The following is a 17,155-nucleotide window of genomic DNA, read 5'->3' on the forward strand; positions in this document are numbered from 1 at the left end:
ATGGCCACCCTTCTGCTTGCATCGGCCGGTGCCGCCATTGGCGGCAGCTTCGGCGGTGCCGTCTTGGGCCTGTCCGGCGCCGTCATCGGGCGGGCGGTCGGGGCCACCTTGGGCCAGGTGATCGACCAGCGCATCTTCGGCAGCGGATCCTCGGTCGTGGAGGCGGGAAAGCTGGACCGCTACCGCATCATGGGCGCCAGCGAGGGCGCCGCCATCCCGCAGCTTTACGGCCGGACACGCTTGGCGGGGCAGGTCATCTGGGCCACTCGTTTCAAGGAGCACAAGAAGAGCAGCTCGGCCGGGGGCAAGGGCGCGAAGCAGCAGAAGGTGACGCAGTACTCGTACTCGGTCAGCCTGGCGATCGCGCTGTGCGAGGGGGAGATTTCGACCGTGGGCCGCATCTGGGCCGATGGGGTGGAGATCGTGCCGGCGGACCTGACGATGCGCGTCTATACCGGATCGGCGGACCAGCTGCCCGATGCCAAGATCGAGGCGGTGGAGGGGCAGGGCATGGCCCCGGCCTATCGCGGCATCGCCTATGTGGTGATCGAGGATCTGATGCTGTCAGCCTATGGCAATCGTGTGCCGCAGTTCAGCTTCGAGGTGCTGCGCGCCTCGGACGGGCTGACGTTGCAGAACGCGGTGAAGGCGGTCGCGTTGATCCCGGGGACGGGGGAGTATTCGCTGGCGACCACGCATGTGCGCCAGAACCACGGTCTGGGCGCGTATGAGGCGGTGAACGTCAACACGCCCTCGGGTCGGTCGGACTTGGAAACCTCGCTGGATCAGCTGGGGGCGGAGCTGCCGCAGGCGGGGTCGGTGTCGCTGGTGGTGTCGTGGTTCGGGTCCGACCTGCGCTGCGGCGCGTGCGAGATCGCGCCGAAGGTGGAACAGACGCGGATCGACGCCGAGAACATGAAGTGGAAGGTTGCGGGGCTGACGCGGTCGCGTGCCCGCACGGTGCCGACCGAGGCAGGGCGGCCCGTCTATGGCGGCACGCCGACGGACGAGTCCGTGATCGAGGCGATCCGCGCCACCCGGGCCAGCGGGCGCGAGGTGATGTTCTATCCCTTCATCCTGATGGAGCAGGTGGCGGGCAATACGCTGCCCGATCCTTGGAGCGGGGGAACGGGGCAGGCCGTGCTGCCCTGGCGGGGGCGGATCACGACCTCGCTGGCCCCGGGTCAGGCAGGGTCACCCGATCGGACGGCCGCGGCGGAAGCCGAGGTCGAGGCGTTCTTCGGGGCGGCGGAAGCCAAGGATTTTGACGGCACATCGTATTCGGGCCCCAACGAGTGGCGCTATCGCCGGTTCATCCTGCATTACGCGCATCTTTGCGCGAAGGCGGGCGGCGTGGACGCGTTCTGCATTGGGTCCGAGATGCGGTCCCTGACCCAAGTTCGTGGCGCGGATGACAGCTTCCCTGCGGTGGAGCAACTGCGTCGGCTGGCGGACGAGGTTCGCGCCATTCTGCCCGACGCCAAGATCAGCTATGCTGCGGACTGGAGCGAGTATTTCGGCTATCACGCGGATGGCAACGTGTACTTCCACCTCGACCCGCTTTGGGCCGACCCGGCGATCGATTTCGTGGGGATCGACAACTACATGCCGCTGTCGGACTGGCGCGATGGTCAGGATCATGCCGATGCGCGCTGGGGGTCGACCTACAACCTCGACTACCTCAAGGCCAACATCGCCGGGGGGGAGGGGTATGATTGGTATTACGACAGCCCCGAAGGGTTGGCGGCCCAAAGGCGCACGCCCATCACGGATGGTGCCTTCGATGAGCCGTGGGTGTTCCGCAACAAGGACATCCGCAACTGGTGGTCGCAGGAGCATCATGAGCGTCGTGATGGGGTACGGTCGGCTGTGCCCACGGCGTGGAAGCCGCAGTCGAAGCCGATCCGCTTCACGGAATACGGCTGTGCCGCCATCGACCGCGGCACGAACGAGCCGAACAAGTTCCTGGATCCCAAATCCTCGGAGTCCGTCCTGCCGCGGGCGTCGGACGGACGTCGGGACGACCTGATCCAGATGCAGTATCTGCGCGCCATGGCCGAATTCTGGGGAGAGGTGGAGAACAACCCTTTGTCGATGCTTTACGGCAAGCCGATGGTGGACATGGATCACGCGCATGTCTGGGCCTGGGACGCGCGACCGTTCCCGGCCTTCCCGAACCTTGTCGATCTGTGGTCGGACGGGGACAACTATCCGCGCGGGCACTGGCTGAACGGGCGTGCCGCGTCCCAGCCGCTGGCGCAGGTGGTGAAGGAGATCTGCGCGCGTTCCGGCGTGGAGGCGGACACGTCGGAGCTGTACGGCATCACGCGCGGCTATGCGGTGGAGCAGATTGGCCATGCCCGCGCCGCCCTTCAGCCGCTGATGCTGACCCACGGGTTCGAGGCGATGGAGCGGGACGGGCGCCTTGTCTTCCGCATGCGGGACGGGATCAGCCGGCGGACGCTGGACGCGGACCGTCTGGCGGTGAGCGCGGAACTAGAGGGCGCGCTGGAAACCGCCCGCGCCACCGAGGCGGAGATGGCGGGCCATGTCCGTGTGGCCTTCACCGAGGCCGAGGGCGATTACGGCAGCCGTCATGCCGAGGCGATCTTCCCGGATGAACGCACGGTGTCCGTGTCGCAAACCGACCTGCCCATGGTGCTGACTGCGGCCGAAGGGCGCGGCGTGGCCGAACGCTGGCTGGCCGAGGCGCGGGTGGCCCGTGACACGGCGCGGTTCGCGCTGCCCCATTCGGTGGATGTGGGGGCGGGTGATGTCGTCACGCTGAACGACGCGCTGTGGCGGATCGACCGTCTGGATAAGGGCGACGTCCAGCTGGTCGAGGCGACGCGGGTGGAGCCGCATGTCTATGCCCCCTCCGACATGGTGGAGGAGCGGATCGTTCCGCAGGCCTTCGTGGCCCCGGTGCCGACCTTCCCGCTGTTCCTGGACCTGCCCTTGCTGCGCGGGGACGAGGTGGAGCATGCGCCCCACGTCGCCGTCACCGCCACCCCATGGCCGGGCCGCGTCGCGATCTGGAGCGCGGCACAGGATGCGGGCTACACCCTCAACACCCAGGTGGAGGACGCGGCCGTGATCGGCGTGACCGAGGGCGCACTGGGTGCGGCGCGATCGGACCTGTGGGACCGGTCGGAGCCGCTGCGCGTGAAGGTCTTTGGCGGCGCGCTGACCTCCGCCTCGGAGCTGGAGGTTCTGAACGGGGCGAACGCCATGGCCATCGGCGACGGCCAGACATGGGAGGTGTTCCAGTTCGTCAAGGCGACGCTGGTGGACAAGGGGACCTATGACCTGAGCCTGCGCCTGCGGGGCCAGGCTGGGACGGACGGTGTCATCCCGCCCGAAGGCTGGCCGGCGGGCAGCTATGTCGTGCTGCTGGACGAGGCGCTGGCGCAGGTGGCGATGCCCACCTCCTCGCGCAACCTAGCGCGGCACTACCGCGTCGTTCCGGCGGTGCGCGGGTATGACGACCCCACGGCGGTGCACGAGGTGCGGGCCTTCGGGGGAGTGGGGCTGCGCCCCTACGCCCCCTGCCATCTGCGTGTGACCGGCACGGGAGATGTGAAGGCGACGTGGGTGCGGCGCACGCGGATCGACGGGGACAGTTGGGAGTCCTACGAAGTGCCGCTGGGCGAAGCGGCGGAAACCTACATGATCCGCGTCATCGCCAACGACCAGATCGTGCGGGAGGTGATCGTCTCGTCGCCGGAATGGACCTACACCGCCGTGATGCGCAGCGCGGATGGGGTGGGGACCGGGACGTTGGCGGTGGCGCAGGTGTCGGACCGGTTTGGGCCGGGGCCCTTCACCACCGTCCCGATCTAGAGGCGGTTGCGCGTCCATCACAGGGTGGCATGACGCCCTCGGTCCTGTCAAAGCGAGGGCACATGATCCGCCGGAGTTGGTTGTAACGAAGGGGCGTCCGGGAACGGGCCGCCTTGCGTCATGGAGCATGGCAAAGCTCGGCCGCCGCGATGTGCTTCCTGTTCCTTGACGCGCTTTGGCCAAGAACCTGAAGCACGCCACTTTCCTGATCGCGGCCCTTGCCGGGGCTTATCCTTCCTCGGACTGAATCAGCGCGATCTCCCGCGCCTTCTCGGCGCGGCGGATTCCGTCGATCACGGCGGCCATCGCGGCCTCGCCGTCCTTTTCATGGGGAACACCTCGGTCCGCGATCTCGTCGCGGAAGGTCTGCGCCAGCCGCTGCGACAGGTGGGACAGAAGGAACTCCCCCACCTCGGGCATGGCGGCCATGGCGGTGACCATCAGGCCTTGGTCCACGACGCGCATGACCTTGGGCACGTCGATCGGGGCGACGCGGGCGGGCACATGGGCGAAGGTGAAGATCGCCTTGCGCACCTCGGCCGAGAAGACGGCGTCCTCGGCGTCCAGACCGGCCAGAACATCCTCGCGCGTGTGGCTGCGCGCCACGTTCAGGATCGCGCCCACCCGTTCGCCGGGCTTGCTGTCAAAGGCGCGCGGGGGTTCGGCGTCCAGCTGCTGGGCGATGGTCTGTCCGATGCGACGCACGGTGGCCGGGTCCACGTTCCCGGTCTGCGACACGGCATAGGCGACACGGCGCGCGCGTTCGCCCGGCAGCTTGCCCAGCAGTTCCGCCGCACGGGCGATGGGCAGCTTCGAAATGACGACGGCGGCGACCTCGACGGCCTCCTCCTCCAGCACGGGCAGCAGCTTGTCGGGGGGAAGGGCGTTCAGGCGTTCCCACGGATCGGCTGGGCCCGCGCCCGCGCGACGCAGACGGCTGGCGGCTTCCGAGGAAATGTGCCCGTCCATCGCCTTCAGCGCGCCTTCCATGCCGCCGGGAAAGGCGAGGCCGACGCCTTCCAGCTCGGACACGAACTCCACCACCACGGCATCAAGGGTTTCGCGGTCCACCAGCCGCAGCTGCCCCATCTCTTCCGTCAGGTCGGCCTGCATGTCTTCGGGCAGAGCGGTGATGGGGATGGGGCTGCCTTCGGACAGCAGCAACCTCACGATCACGGCGGCCTTCTGGCGTTTCGTCAGCGCGCGCGGCAGCACGCGCACGGCGCGCTGCGCCGGTTGGATCTGTGCCAAGGCCTGAGACATTCTGCCCCCTTCGTCTTTTCGGGGGCAGAATGTCAGCCACGTCTTAACAGCGGGTTAGCTCCGGGCTTACCCGAACACGCGCTTGAAGATCGTGTCCACGTGCTTCGTGTGATAGCAGAGGTCGAACTTCTCCTCGATTTCGGCCGGCGAAAGGGCGGCCAGAACCTCCGAATCGCCCAGAAGCTCGGTCTTGAAGTCGGCGCCCTGTTCCCAGACCTTCATCGCGTTGCGCTGGACAAGGCGATAGCTGTCCTCGCGCGACACGCCCGCCTGCGTCAGGGCCAGCAGCACGCGCTGGCTCATCACCAGACCGCGGAACTTGTTCATGTTGGTCAGCATGTTGTCGGGGTAGATCACCAGCTTCTCGATCACGCTCGCCAGACGGTGCAGCGCGAAGTCCAGCGTGATGGTGGTGTCCGGCCCGATGGCGCGTTCGACCGAGGAATGGCTGATGTCGCGTTCATGCCACAGGGCCACGTTCTCCAGCGCCGGGATCACCGACATGCGGACCAGACGGGCCAGACCCGTCAGGTTCTCCGTCAGCACCGGGTTGCGCTTGTGCGGCATGGCCGAGGAGCCTTTCTGGCCGGGAGAGAAGAACTCCTCCGCCTCCAGCACCTCGGTCCGCTGCATGTGGCGGATCTCGATCGCGATGTTCTCGATCGAGGACGCGATCACGCCCAACACGGCGAAGAACATGGCGTGACGGTCGCGCGGGATGACCTGCGTGCTGATCGGCTCGGGGATCAGGCCCATCTTGGCGCAGACATGTTCCTCGACCGCCGGGTCGATGTTGGCGAAGGTGCCGACGGCGCCGGAAATGGCGCCAGTGCGGATCTCCTCGCGTGCGGCTTCCAGACGGGTGCGGCCGCGCGCCATCTCGGCGTAAAACCGGGCGAAGGTCAGGCCCATCGTGGTCGGTTCGGCGTGGATGCCGTGCGAACGGCCGATACGGACGGTGTCCTTGTGTTCATGCGCGCGGGTCTTCAGCGCGGCCAGAACGCGGTCCATGCCGGCCAGCAGCAGGTCCGAGGCGCGCACCAGCTGCACGTTCAGCGTCGTGTCCAGCACGTCCGAGGATGTCATGCCCTGATGCACGAAGCGCGCGTCGTCCGAACCCACATGTTCCGCCAGATGCGTCAGGAAGGCGATGACGTCGTGTTTCGTGACGGCCTCGATCTCGTCGATGCGGGCCACGTCGAACTCGACATCCTTCGCGCGCCAGACGGCGTCGGCATTCTCGCGCGGGATCACGCCCAGATCGGCCTGCGCGTCGCAGGCATGGGCCTCGATCTCGTACCAGATGCGGAATTTCGTCTCGGGCGACCAGATGGCGACCATGTCGGGGCGGGAATAGCGTGGGATCATCGCTTGGGCCTTCCTTGCACGGGGATTGCGCGATCCCTTACGCTGCGGGGGCAAATCTGGCAACGGGGAAGGGCGCGCGCCTCACGCGCCCCCAAGGGGGCACATTCGGCGCGCGCCGCTGCCGCGGACCCTTGCGGCAACGGGGAATGCGTGTATAACGCGGCTTCCTTTCCGCATTCACGGATAACCGGCGCAGCCTCTCGTGGACGGGTCGCGGAAAGGCCAAGCCCGTCCTATGAAATGCGCCCTGAACAGGAGTGCACATGCCGCTTTACGAGCATGTCTTCATCTCGCGCCAGGACCTGTCCAACGCGCAGGCCGAAGGCCTTGTCGAACACTTCTCCACGGTACTGGCGGACAACGGCGGCAAGGTCGTCGAAAGCGAGTACTGGGGCGTCAAGACGATGGCCTACAAGATCAACAAGAACCGCAAGGGCCACTACGCCCTGCTGCGTTCGGACGCGCCGTCGTCCGCCGTGCAGGAAATGGAACGCCTGATGCGCCTGCATGACGACGTGATGCGCGTTCTGACCATCAAGGTCGACGCCCACGAAGAGGGCCCCTCGGTCCAGATGCAGAAGCGCGACGAGCGTGAAGGCCGTGGCGACCGCCCCGACCGTGGTGACCGCGGCGGCGACCGTGGCGACCGTGGCGGCTTCGGCGGCCGTCGTTGATCCTGAAAGGAACCTGACACATGGCGAACAAACCGTTTTTCCGTCGTCGTAAAGTCGATCCGTTCGGGGGCGAGAACGCACCCGCGATCGACTACAAGGACACGCGCACCCTGCAGCGCTACATCTCCGAGCGTGGCAAGATCGTGCCGTCGCGCATCACGGCCGTTTCGGCCAAGAACCAGCGCAAGCTGGCCGCAGCGATCAAGCGCGCGCGCTTCCTCGCCCTGCTGCCCTACGCTGTGAAGTGAGGATCGACTGATGCAAGTTATCCTTCTGCAACGCGTGGCCAAGCTGGGCCAGATGGGCGACGTCGTGTCCGTCAAGGACGGCTACGCCCGCAACTTCCTGCTGCCGCAAGGCAAGGCGCTGCGCGCCAACGACATGAACATCAAGTCGTTCGAAGCCCGCAAGGCACAGCTGGAAACCGAAAACCTCGAAACCCGCAAGGAAGCCGAGGCGGTTGGTGAAAAGCTGGACGGCCAGCAGTTCATCGTCATCCGTTCGGCCTCCGACGCCGGCGCGCTCTACGGTTCGGTCACCACGCGTGACGTGGCCGACGCGGCCACGGCCAACGGTTTCACCATCGACCGCAGCCTGGTCGTTCTGGACCGTCCGATCAAGGATCTGGGTCTGCACCCGGTGACCGTGGTCCTGCACCCGGAAGTGTCTGTGAAAGTGTCGATCAACGTCGCACGTTCGCAGGAAGAAGCCGAACTGCAGGCGTCGGGCAAGTCGATCCAGGAACTGGCGGCCGAAGAAGAAGCGGCGGCCGAGTTCGAGATCTCGGAACTCTTCGACGATCTGGGCGGCGCCCAGGACGACGAGGACGACAACCGCTAAGATCGTCCAAAGGTCTGCGCCTTTTGCCGCGTCCCTTCGGGGGCGCGGTTTTCATTTGGGGGAACGTCCTCGGCGGATTTGCGTTGCTGTATCGATCGTGATGGAACAGAAGGCGGCCCGGATCCGCCCTTTCCGCCCAAGAGGATTAAGCATGCCCGAACACGTCGCCCAGACGCCGTTGCCCGAGGAAGATCCCCCCGTCGGGCGCGGCGCGCGGTCCCCGCTGGAGATTCCACGCCGCGGCTGGTGGCAGATCGCGCAGCGGGTGTTCAACGCGGTGATGCAGGACCGGGTGCTGGCCGTTGCGGCCGGGATGACGTTCTTCCTGCTTCTGGCGCTGGTGCCGGCCATCACCGCATTCGTGTCGATCTACGGGCTGTTCGCCGACCGGGCCACGGTGATGGATCACCTTGCGCTGATGGATCAGGTGGTGCCGTCCGACACCATGTCCATCGTCGCCGACCAGGTGAAGCGCATCGCCTCCACCGACGCGGCCACCATGACCTTTGCCTCCATCTCCTCGCTGCTGATCGCGATGTGGTCGGCCAACAGCGGCGTGAAGGCCATGATCGAGGCGCTGAACGTCGCCTACAACGAGGTGGAGAAGCGGTCCTTCATCAAGCTCAACCTCATCTCTCTGGGCATGATGTTCGCCTGCGTGGCGCTGATTCTGGTGATGATCGCCACCGTGGCCGTTCTGCCCGCCGTCCTGTCCTTCGTGCATATCGAGGCGAAAAGCGAGGCCGCGGCCGCCCTGTTCATCCGCTGGCCGATCATCTTCCTGGTGATGATGACCACGCTGGCCGGCCTTTACCGCTTCGCTCCCAGCCGGGCAGCCGCTCGCTGGCGCTGGATCAGCCCAGGCGCGCTGTTTGCCTCGGTGTCGCTGGTCATCTTCTCGATGCTCTTTTCGTTCTACGCCTCGAATTTCGCGGAGTTCAACGAGACCTACGGCTCCCTCGGTGCCGTGATGGGCCTGCTGACCTGGCTCTGGCTGTCCTCGGTCATCGTGCTGGTGGGGGCCGAGATCAACTCGGAAGCCGAAAAGCAAACCAACAAGGACAGCACGACCGGCCCCTCGCTCCCCATGGGGGAGCGGAAAGCCCATTCGGCCGATCACGTGGCCAAAGGCGTGTCCTGAATGGCCACAGGCCCGGATCGCTCCGGACCTGTTTTCGGCTTTCGCGCAGTCTGCGCCAGTTCGTGAAGCCCACTTGGTCAACGCGCGTCCGGATCGCTTCGAACCTGTGCATTCACCTTCGACGCCATCCGCTGGAAACTGATCGGCATGAGGTCGACCACTGTGTCAGCGCAGGCCGGGATCGCCCCCCGGTCCCGTTCACTCCGCCTTCGTCGCGGTCTTGGGCAGCTCGATGTTGATCTCGAGGCTCGACATCTGGTCGCCGCGTTCCATGCGGACCTCGACATCCTTGTCGCCGATCTCCACGTATTTGCGGATCGCGGCGACGATGTCGCGCTGCAGCATGGGCAGGTAGTCGGCCCCCCCGGTGCTGCCGCTGCTGCGTTCATGCGCCAGAAGGATCTGCAGGCGATCCTTCGCGGTCTGGGCGGATTTGAGCGGGCGCTGTTTGCGGATGAAGTCGAACAGGCTCATGCCGACCGCCCGAACAGACGCTGGAACAGGCCCGGGCGACGTTCTTCCACGATGCGCATCTGAAGATCGGTTCCGGTCAGGCGGGTCACGGCGTCCTCATAAGCCTCGGCCGCGGCCGAGGGGCCGTCCAGCACCACCGGCGTGCCGACGTTGGACGCGCGCAGGATCGCCTTGCTTTCCGGGATCACGCCCAGCAGCGGGACGGCCAAGATCTCCAGCACGTCCTCCACCGTCATCATCTCGCCGATCTCCACCCGCGACGGGTCGTAGCGGGTGATCAGCACCTGCGCCTTGATCGGATCCGCGCCCGCGGTTTCGGCGCGCTTGGTCTGGCTGCTCAGCAGGCCCAGAACCCGGTCGCTGTCGCGGACCGAGGAGACTTCGGGGTTGGTGACGACCACGGCCTCGTCGGCGAAATACATCGCCAGCTGGGCACCGCGCTCGATCCCGGCGGGGCTGTCGCAGACGATGTAGTCGAACTCCTGCTTCAGCTCGTTCAGGATCCGCTCCACGCCCTCCTTCGTCAGGGCGTCCTTGTCGCGGGTCTGCGAGGTGGGCAGGATCGACAGCGTGTCCAGACGCTTGTCCTTGATCAGCGCCTGCTTCAGCTTCGCATCGCCCTGGATGACGTTGATGAAGTCGAAGACGACCCGGCGTTCGCAGCCCATGATCATGTCCAAGTTGCGCAGGCCGACGTCGAAGTCCACCACGACCGTCCGGAAGCCCTTCTTGGCCAGCGCGGCCGAGATGGCGGCCGAGGAGGTGGTCTTACCCACGCCCCCCTTGCCGGACGTGATCACGATGACCCGCCCGAGGGGCGGCTTTTCTGCGGGTTCCGTCGTCATGCGATCACCTCCATGCAAAGTTTCTCGTTGTCCAGGTATATGTGCGTGCACCGCTGGCGGGCCGCATCTTCCAGCGTCTCGCTCGTCTGGTAAAGGCCCGCGATGGCCACCAGTTCGGCGTTCAGGCTCTGGCAGAAGATATGGGCATCCTCGTTCCCGTGGCAGCCGGCCATCGCGCGGCCGCGCAGGGCGCCATAGACGTGGATGTTCCCCGCCGCCACCAGTTCCGCGCCCGAGGCGACGGACCCGATGATCGTCAGATCGCCCCGTTCTGCCACGACCATCTGCCCCGACCGGATGGGGGAGCGGATGACCTTGTTCTCCACCACGGGGGGCGCGTCGGGTGCGACGGCGTCCGCCGCGGGGGCAGGGTCCGCGTCCCGCGCCAGCGGCGCCTCGCGCCCCGTGGGCAGGGCGATCAGGCCTAGGGATTGCAGCGTCGAGGGTCCGACGCCCGCGGCGTTCTGCACCCCGAAGACGCGCAGGTCGCGCTGGCGCAGATTGTCCACCAGATCGCGAATGATGTTGGGATCCGCAAAGGACGGCGCGTTCACGAAGTCCAGCACGATCGGCGCGCCCAGGAACAGCTGCGGTGACTTGTGCAACTGTTCGTCCAGCTGCGCATAGAAGGGACCGTCCGCACGTTCGGTGTCGATGCGAAGCGCAAGCGCGGTCAGGAAGCGGCCGCGCACCTGAAAGGCCGCGACCGTGGCCGGCCCGGGGTCGCGACGGGTCCGGGCGTATCGATCTGACACGGCGAAACTGCTCCTGCATTCTGGCGGACGCGAATCGAGCCGCTCCGCCGGTGTTGATGTCCATTCTCACGAAGCGGCCATTCCGGGGAAGGTGCCGCTCGCGTGTTCAGCAGGAACCCGCCAAATTGTAAAGGTCGGGGCCCCCGGTCGGCGAAAAGAAATATCCCGACCCGCGATGTGCAAAGCGGCAGATCCGAAGACCTGCCGCTTTCGTTCGTCAAACCTGCCTCCGGATTAGAAGTCCCAGTCCTCGTCTTCCGTCGCGACCGCCTTGCCGATCACGTAGGAGGAGCCGGAGCCCGAGAAGAAGTCGTGGTTCTCGTCCGAGTTGGGGCTGAGAGCCGCCAGGATCGCCGGGTTCACGTCGGTGACGGAAGACGGGAACAGCGCCTCGTAGCCGAGGTTCATCAGCGCCTTGTTGGCGTTGTAGTGCAGGAACTTCTTCACGTCCTCGGACAGGCCGACGCCGTCATACAGCTCCTCGGTGTAGGCCTCCTCGACCTCGTAGAGGTCGAACATCATCGCGAAGGCGAAGTCCTTGATCTCGGCCCGCTCGGCCTCGGTCACCCGCTCCAGCGCGCGCTGGAACTTGTAGCCGATGTAGTAGCCGTGCACCGCCTCGTCCCGGATGATCAGGCGGATCAGGTCGGCGGTGTTGGTCAGCTTGGCGCGGCTGGACCAGTGCATCGGCAGGTAGAAGCCGGAATAGAACATGAAGGATTCAAGGAAGACGCTGGCCACCTTGCGGCGCAGCGGGTCGGCGGACCGGTAATGCTCCAGCACCAGCCGCGCCTTCTTCTGAAGGTGCGGGTTCTCCTCGGACCAGCGGAACGCCTCGTCGATGTCCTTCGTCGCGCAAAGGGTGGAGAAGATGGACGAATAGGACCGCGCATGGACCGATTCCATGAAGGCGATGTTGGTCAGCACCGCCTCTTCGTGCGGCGTGACCGCGTCCGGCATCATCGCCATCGCCCCGACCGACGCCTGCACGGTGTCAAGCATCGTGAGCCCGGTGAACACGCGGATCGTCAGCTGCTGTTCGTGATCGGTCAGCGTCGCCCAGGACGGGATGTCGTTGGACAGCGGCACCTTTTCCGGCAGCCAGAAGTTGGAGGTCAGGCGGTTCCAGACCGTCAGGTCGGTATCGTCCTGCACGCGGTTCCAGTTGACGGCACGGGTAGGGGTGCGGCGCACCGGGGACTGGGCGTTCATTTCGATCTCGCTGTATGGTGTCAAGGCAGCGTCTATAACGAAGCATACCAGCGAGCAAGCAAAAATCCATGATTCTATAGGTCTAAAAACCTATGTAAATCAACGGATTATGTCATGATTGCGGGCCGGCGGCAGATGCCGCCGGTCCTGTGGTTTCGCCTGACCGTTGAATCACAAGGTGCAGCTGACGCAGCCCTCGACCTCGGTGCCTTCCAGCGCAAGCTGGCGCAGGCGGATGTAGTAGATCGTCTTGATGCCCTTCTTCCAGGCGTAGATCTGGGCGCGGTTGATGTCGCGCGTCGTGGCAGTGTCCTTGAAGAACAGCGTCAGCGAAAGGCCTTGGTCCACATGCTCGGTCGCGGCGGCATAGGTGTCGATGATCTTCTCGGGCCCGATCTCATACGCGTCCTGGTAGTATTCCAGGTTGTCGTTGTCCATGAAGGCGGCCGGATAATAGACGCGGCCGATCTTGCCTTCCTTGCGGATCTCGATCTTCGACACGATCGGGTGGATCGAAGAAGTCGAGTTGTTGATGTAGCTGATCGATCCCGTCGGCGGCACGGCCTGCAGGTTGCGGTTGTAGATCCCCGTCGCCATGACGCGCGCCTTCAGGTCCGCCCATTCGGCGCGGGTCGGCAGCGCCACCCCGAACTTCTGGAACAGGGCCGTCACGGTTTCCGTCTCGGGCAGCCAGTCCTGCTCGGTGTACTTGTCGAAGAACTCGCCGCTCGCGTATTTCGACTCCTCGAAGCCCTTGAAGACCTCGTTACGCTCCACCGCCAGCAGATTCGACGCGCGGATCGCGTGGAAGGCGATGGCGGCGAAATAGGCGCGGGTGAAGTCGATGCCCTCAGGGCTACCGTAATGGATCCGTTCCCGCGCGAGGAACCCGTGCAGGTTCATCTGGCCCAGACCGATCGCGTGAGATTCGTCGTTGCCGCGCCGGATCGACGGGACCGAATCGATCGCCGACATCACCGACACCGCCGTGAGCGCCCGGACGGAGGTTTCCACCGTCAGCCCGAAATCCGGCCCGTCCATGGTCTTGGCGATGTTCAGCGACCCGAGGTTGCAGGAGATGTCGGTCCCGAGGTGCTTGTAGCTCAGATCCTCGTTGAACTCCGACGCCTCGTTCACCTGCAGGATTTCCGAGCAAAGGTTGGACATGGTGATCCGCCCCTTTACCGGGTTCATGCGGTTCACCGTGTCCTCGAACATGATGTAGGGATAGCCGCTCTCGAATTGGATCTCGGCGATGATCTGGAAGAAGTCGCGCGCCTTGATCTTCTTTTTCTTGATGCGCGGGTTGTCCACCATCTCGCGATACTTCTCGGTGACCGAGATTTCGGAGAAGGGAACGCCATAGACCTTCTGCACGTCATGCGGCGAGAACAGATACATGTCCTCGTTCTTCTTCGCGAGTTCGAAGGTGATGTCCGGGATCACGACGCCCAGCGACAGCGTCTTGATGCGGATCTTCTCGTCCGCATTCTCGCGCTTGGTATCCAAGAACTTCAGGATGTCCGGGTGGTGGCAGTTCAGATAGACCGCACCCGCGCCCTGACGCGCCCCAAGCTGGTTGGCGTAGGAGAAGGAATCCTCCAGAAGCTTCATCACCGGGATCACGCCCGAGGACTGGTTCTCGATCCCCTTGATCGGGGCGCCCGCCTCGCGCAGGTTGGTCAGCATCAGGGCGACGCCGCCGCCACGCTTGGACAGCTGCAGGGCGGAGTTGATGGAGCGGCCGATGCTCTCCATGTTGTCCTCAAGCCGCAGCAGGAAGCAGGAGATCAGCTCGCCGCGCTGCTTCTTGCCGGCGTTCAGGAAGGTGGGCGTCGCGGGCTGGAAGCGGCCATCGATGACCTCCTCCATCAGCTGCATAGCAAGGGTTTCATCACCTTGGGCCAGCGTCAGGGCCAGCATGCAGACGCGGTCCTCGTAACGCTCCAGATAGCGCTTCCCGTCCTTCGTCTTCAGCGTGTAGCTGGTGTAATACTTGAACGCGCCCAGGAAGGTCGGGAAGCGGAAGCGCTTGGCATAGGCCGCGTCCCAGATCCCGCGCAGGAAGGGGCGGGAATACTGGTCCAGCACCTCGGTCTCGTAATACCCCTCGCGGACCAGATAGCCGAGCTTTTCCTCCAACGAATGGAAGAACACCGTGTTCTGGTTCACGTGCTGCAGGAAGTATTCCTTCGCCGCGCGCCGGTCGGCGTCGAAGCGGATCTTCCCCTCGGCGTCGTAAAGGTTCAGCATCGCGTTCAGCGCGTGATAATCCAGCGAAGACGACTCTACGGGCCGATCGAGCGTTGCCGTGTCCAAAACGTTTCCAATCCTTGCCTGACGCGGGCCACATCTTCTTCGGTGCCGGCGAGTTCAAATGTGTAGAGCAGGGGGACTTGGCATTTCGTGGCGATGATCTTGCCCGCCAAGGCGAAATGTTCCCCGAAATTCAGGTTACCCGTGCCGATGACGCCACGGATCAGGGCCCGGTTCGCCGGGTCGTTCAGGAACCGGATCACGGGCTTGGCGACAGCGCCATGCCCTTCACCGTCGGAATAGCTGGGGGTGATCAGGACGAAAGGCTCCGTCACCCGCGTGTCGGCCGCGATCCGCGTGGCGGGCAGGCCCAGCCGTTCCACGAACCGCCGCGTGTTGCCGGAGCCGGACGAGTAGTAGACCAGCCCCGTCACGTCGTCAGGCCAGCGCGCCGATCTTGTCGGGACGGAAGCCCGCCCAGTGATCGGTGCCCGCCACCACGACCGGCGCCTGGCGATAGCCCATGCCGGTCACGAGTTCCAGCGCCGCCGCGTCTTCCGACAGGTCGACGATGGTGTATGCGATTCCCTGCTTGTCCAGCGCGCGCTTCGTGGCATCGCATTGCACGCAGGCGGGTTTGGAATAGAGCGTCACGGTCATCGTTTTCGTCCCAATGGAGCGGGCCGGTCCCCCGGCGTCCGGCCCCGATGGGCCAGCCACCGGGCCCCGGGCCCGTGGTCATGATCTGGTCGAGGGGACCCGGGAAGACAGGTTCGGCACCACAGGATATGGTGCCGCGTCCCCTTGGCCGGATGTCGGGCGCCCAACAATAAAAGGGCGTTTGGCGATCCTTCGCATCAACCCCTAGGGGGGCATCCGCGCCTCTTGTCTAGATATAGCGCCACACGATCCGAGTCTCAATCTGGAATGCGAGGGCCTTGGCAGATTTCGGTGAATGAAGTTGTGGATAAGTGAAACCCCTGTTTCCGCCAGCCGGGGCAAGACATTGGTTCGCTTGACACATCCGGCGGGCGGGTCGCCGCCGCCTGTTGCGTGATCGCCACGACGATCTTTTCATCGGACCCCTCGCATGCTAGCACGGCGGCGGAACCGGGCCATTGGGGCCCATTGACTGCACAGAGAGACCAACATGGCCATCGAACGCACCCTGTCGATCATCAAGCCCGACGCGACCCGCCGCAACCTGACCGGCAAGATCAACGCCAAGTTCGAGGAAGCGGGCCTCCGCATTGTCGCGCAGAAGCGCCTGCACCTGTCGACCGCGCAGGCCGGCAAGTTTTACGAAGTGCACGCCGAGCGTCCCTTCTACGGTGAACTGGTCGAGTTCATGGCGTCCGAACCGGTCGTCGTGCAGGTCCTGGAAGGCGAAGGCGCCATTGCCAAGAACCGTGAAGTGATGGGCGCCACCAACCCGGCCAACGCCGACGCCGGCACCATCCGCAAAGAATTCGCTCTTTCGGTCGGCGAGAACTCGGTCCACGGTTCGGACGCGCCCGAAACCGCCAAGGAAGAGATCGCCTTCTTCTTCTCCGGCCTCGAACTGGTCGGCTGATCCGGCTTCGGGGCCCCGCACAACATCTGTGCGAACGGGCCCCGAACCTCCGCTACCGCGGCTGCGGGCGTGCGCATAGGTTTCCCGGCGAAGGAGACCGAAGATGACCCACGCCCCCCGCATCGGCCGCGTCACGCTGACCGTGAACGACCTGCCGAAGATGACCGCCTTCTACCGCGACGCCCTTGGCCTGAACGTCCTGTCCGCCGACACGGCCGAAGCCCTGCTGGGCGCGGACGCCCCGCTCCTGGTTCTGCGCGCCGATCCCGCCGCCCGCCGCCCCGAGGGGCGCGAGGCCGGCCTTTTCCACACCGCCTTTCTTCTGCCCGAACGCCGGGATCTGGCCAGCTGGCTTCTGCACGCCGTCGGATCGCGCTTGCCGCTGGCCGGCGCGTCCGATCATGACGTGAGCGAGGCGCTTTACATGCACGACCCCGAGGGCAACGGGATCGAGGTCTACTGGGACCGTCCGCGGTCCGACTGGGCCTGGACGGACGGCATCGTCCGCATGGGCACCTATCCCCTGGATCTGGACGCGCTGGCGCAGACGGGGCAGCGGTGGTCCGGCGCGCCATCGAGCACCACCGTCGGCCACGTCCACCTTCAGGTCGGCGCGCTGCCGGTGGCCGAGGAGTTCTGGACCGGGCAGGGCGCCGACATCACCCACCGCTATCCCGGCGGCACCTTCTTCGGCTGGAACGGCTATCACCACCACATCGCCACCAACGTCTGGAACAGCCGCGGCGCCGTGCCACGCAGTTTCCCCTCCACCGGGCTGGCAGAGGTGGAGATCTTGGGTCTGCCGGCGCAGGTGACCGAGGACCCTTGGGGCACCCCGATCCGCTTCGTGTCCTGACGTGTGCCAAGGCATGCCCAAGTATACTTGCCGCATGCCTTGCAACCTCTCATTC

General features: G+C 65.3%; 16 protein-coding genes. 7 read left to right on the plus strand and 9 right to left on the minus strand.

Going from position 1 to position 17,155, the window contains the following annotated elements; genetic code table 11:
* Positions 1 to 3,843 carry a baseplate multidomain protein megatron gene (locus PIJ50_RS06190; protein WP_271973656.1) on the plus strand — a complete coding sequence of 1,281 codons (3,843 nt, stop codon included), beginning with the start codon at positions 1 to 3 and terminating at the stop codon, positions 3,841 to 3,843.
* A 228-nt stretch (positions 3,844 to 4,071) separates the two neighbouring features.
* Here PIJ50_RS06190 and PIJ50_RS06195 read toward each other — a convergent pair whose 3' ends face one another.
* Together PIJ50_RS06195 and purB are read right to left on the minus strand one after the other, a co-directional pair.
* The gene (locus PIJ50_RS06195; protein ID WP_271973657.1) at positions 4,072 to 5,106 is read right to left on the minus strand and encodes a FliG C-terminal domain-containing protein; all 1,035 of its coding nucleotides are present in this window, start codon (positions 5,104 to 5,106) and stop codon (positions 4,072 to 4,074) included.
* Positions 5,107 to 5,172: 66 nt separating this feature from the next.
* A complete protein-coding gene (purB, locus tag PIJ50_RS06200) occupies positions 5,173 to 6,474 on the minus strand; it encodes an adenylosuccinate lyase (protein ID WP_271973658.1) in 1,302 nt (433 codons plus the stop codon).
* A 263-nt stretch (positions 6,475 to 6,737) separates the two neighbouring features.
* Here purB and rpsF point away from each other — a divergent pair, with 263 nt between their 5' ends.
* The 4 genes from rpsF (at position 6,738) to PIJ50_RS06220 (ending at position 9,129) form a co-directional block, all read left to right on the plus strand.
* Positions 6,738 to 7,148 carry a 30S ribosomal protein S6 gene (gene rpsF, locus PIJ50_RS06205; protein WP_271973660.1) on the plus strand — a complete coding sequence of 137 codons (411 nt, stop codon included), beginning with the start codon at positions 6,738 to 6,740 and terminating at the stop codon, positions 7,146 to 7,148.
* 20 nt (positions 7,149 to 7,168) lie between these two features.
* A complete protein-coding gene (rpsR, locus tag PIJ50_RS06210) occupies positions 7,169 to 7,396 on the plus strand; it encodes a 30S ribosomal protein S18 (RefSeq protein ID WP_136682342.1) in 228 nt (75 codons plus the stop codon).
* Positions 7,397 to 7,406: 10 nt separating this feature from the next.
* Complete coding sequence (gene rplI, locus PIJ50_RS06215) at positions 7,407 to 7,988, plus strand: 50S ribosomal protein L9 (protein WP_271973663.1); 582 nt, start codon at positions 7,407 to 7,409, stop codon at positions 7,986 to 7,988.
* A gap of 151 nt (positions 7,989 to 8,139) precedes the next feature.
* Positions 8,140 to 9,129, plus strand: coding sequence for a YihY/virulence factor BrkB family protein (locus tag PIJ50_RS06220; RefSeq protein ID WP_271973665.1), 990 nt, complete (start codon positions 8,140 to 8,142; stop codon positions 9,127 to 9,129).
* Between the two features lie 198 nt (positions 9,130 to 9,327).
* Here PIJ50_RS06220 and minE read toward each other — a convergent pair whose 3' ends face one another.
* From minE to nrdH, 7 genes are all read right to left on the minus strand, one after another.
* Positions 9,328 to 9,603 (minus strand): cell division topological specificity factor MinE, encoded by a 276-nt coding sequence (minE, locus tag PIJ50_RS06225; RefSeq protein ID WP_271973667.1) that lies wholly within the window; start codon positions 9,601 to 9,603, stop codon positions 9,328 to 9,330.
* The gene (minD, locus tag PIJ50_RS06230) at positions 9,600 to 10,448 is read right to left on the minus strand and encodes a septum site-determining protein MinD (RefSeq protein WP_271973669.1); all 849 of its coding nucleotides are present in this window, start codon (positions 10,446 to 10,448) and stop codon (positions 9,600 to 9,602) included. The genes minE and minD overlap by 4 nt, the downstream gene beginning before the upstream one ends.
* Positions 10,445 to 11,203 (minus strand): septum site-determining protein MinC, encoded by a 759-nt coding sequence (gene minC / locus PIJ50_RS06235; RefSeq protein ID WP_271973671.1) that lies wholly within the window; start codon positions 11,201 to 11,203, stop codon positions 10,445 to 10,447. Before minC ends, minD begins: the two co-directional genes overlap by 4 nt.
* A 234-nt stretch (positions 11,204 to 11,437) precedes the next feature.
* Positions 11,438 to 12,415 carry a class 1b ribonucleoside-diphosphate reductase subunit beta gene (nrdF, locus tag PIJ50_RS06240; RefSeq protein ID WP_271973673.1) on the minus strand — a complete coding sequence of 326 codons (978 nt, stop codon included), beginning with the start codon at positions 12,413 to 12,415 and terminating at the stop codon, positions 11,438 to 11,440.
* A 171-nt stretch (positions 12,416 to 12,586) separates the two neighbouring features.
* Entirely contained in the window at positions 12,587 to 14,668 is a 2,082-nt protein-coding gene (gene nrdE / locus PIJ50_RS06245) for a class 1b ribonucleoside-diphosphate reductase subunit alpha (RefSeq protein WP_334212720.1), read from the minus strand.
* Between the two features lie 35 nt (positions 14,669 to 14,703).
* Positions 14,704 to 15,105 carry a class Ib ribonucleoside-diphosphate reductase assembly flavoprotein NrdI gene (nrdI, locus tag PIJ50_RS06250; protein ID WP_271973677.1) on the minus strand — a complete coding sequence of 134 codons (402 nt, stop codon included), beginning with the start codon at positions 15,103 to 15,105 and terminating at the stop codon, positions 14,704 to 14,706.
* 4 nt (positions 15,106 to 15,109) lie between these two features.
* Entirely contained in the window at positions 15,110 to 15,331 is a 222-nt protein-coding gene (gene nrdH / locus PIJ50_RS06255; RefSeq protein WP_271973678.1) for a glutaredoxin-like protein NrdH, read from the minus strand.
* Positions 15,332 to 15,821: 490 nt separating this feature from the next.
* Here nrdH and ndk point away from each other — a divergent pair, with 490 nt between their 5' ends.
* Both ndk and PIJ50_RS06265 read left to right on the plus strand, forming a co-directional pair.
* A complete protein-coding gene (gene ndk, locus PIJ50_RS06260) occupies positions 15,822 to 16,244 on the plus strand; it encodes a nucleoside-diphosphate kinase (RefSeq protein WP_271973679.1) in 423 nt (140 codons plus the stop codon).
* A gap of 103 nt (positions 16,245 to 16,347) precedes the next feature.
* Positions 16,348 to 17,100, plus strand: coding sequence for a VOC family protein (locus PIJ50_RS06265; protein ID WP_271973681.1), 753 nt, complete (start codon positions 16,348 to 16,350; stop codon positions 17,098 to 17,100).
* Positions 17,101 to 17,155 lie beyond the last annotated feature (55 nt).

This window comes from Falsirhodobacter sp. 20TX0035 (genome assembly GCF_028307215.1).
GTDB lineage: Bacteria > Pseudomonadota > Alphaproteobacteria > Rhodobacterales > Rhodobacteraceae > Falsirhodobacter.

What these genes read in the sequence shown, in the direction of transcription:
- minD (WP_271973669.1), bottom strand. Translation starts at nt 10,448, where the DNA reads ATGACGACGGAACCCGCAGAAAAGCCGCCCCTCGGGCGGGTCATCGTG.
- nrdE (WP_334212720.1), bottom strand. Translation starts at nt 14,668, where the DNA reads ATGCTGAACCTTTACGACGCCGAGGGGAAGATCCGCTTCGACGCCGAC.
- rplI (WP_271973663.1), top strand. Translation starts at nt 7,407, where the DNA reads ATGCAAGTTATCCTTCTGCAACGCGTGGCCAAGCTGGGCCAGATGGGC.
- PIJ50_RS06195 (WP_271973657.1), bottom strand. Translation starts at nt 5,106, where the DNA reads ATGTCTCAGGCCTTGGCACAGATCCAACCGGCGCAGCGCGCCGTGCGC.
- PIJ50_RS06265 (WP_271973681.1), top strand. Translation starts at nt 16,348, where the DNA reads ATGACCCACGCCCCCCGCATCGGCCGCGTCACGCTGACCGTGAACGAC.
- nrdF (WP_271973673.1), bottom strand. Translation starts at nt 12,415, where the DNA reads ATGAACGCCCAGTCCCCGGTGCGCCGCACCCCTACCCGTGCCGTCAAC.
- nrdH (WP_271973678.1), bottom strand. Translation starts at nt 15,331, where the DNA reads ATGACCGTGACGCTCTATTCCAAACCCGCCTGCGTGCAATGCGATGCC.
- ndk (WP_271973679.1), top strand. Translation starts at nt 15,822, where the DNA reads ATGGCCATCGAACGCACCCTGTCGATCATCAAGCCCGACGCGACCCGC.
- PIJ50_RS06220 (WP_271973665.1), top strand. Translation starts at nt 8,140, where the DNA reads ATGCCCGAACACGTCGCCCAGACGCCGTTGCCCGAGGAAGATCCCCCC.
- rpsR (WP_136682342.1), top strand. Translation starts at nt 7,169, where the DNA reads ATGGCGAACAAACCGTTTTTCCGTCGTCGTAAAGTCGATCCGTTCGGG.
- PIJ50_RS06190 (WP_271973656.1), top strand. Translation starts at nt 1, where the DNA reads ATGGCCACCCTTCTGCTTGCATCGGCCGGTGCCGCCATTGGCGGCAGC.
- minE (WP_271973667.1), bottom strand. Translation starts at nt 9,603, where the DNA reads ATGAGCCTGTTCGACTTCATCCGCAAACAGCGCCCGCTCAAATCCGCC.
- rpsF (WP_271973660.1), top strand. Translation starts at nt 6,738, where the DNA reads ATGCCGCTTTACGAGCATGTCTTCATCTCGCGCCAGGACCTGTCCAAC.
- purB (WP_271973658.1), bottom strand. Translation starts at nt 6,474, where the DNA reads ATGATCCCACGCTATTCCCGCCCCGACATGGTCGCCATCTGGTCGCCC.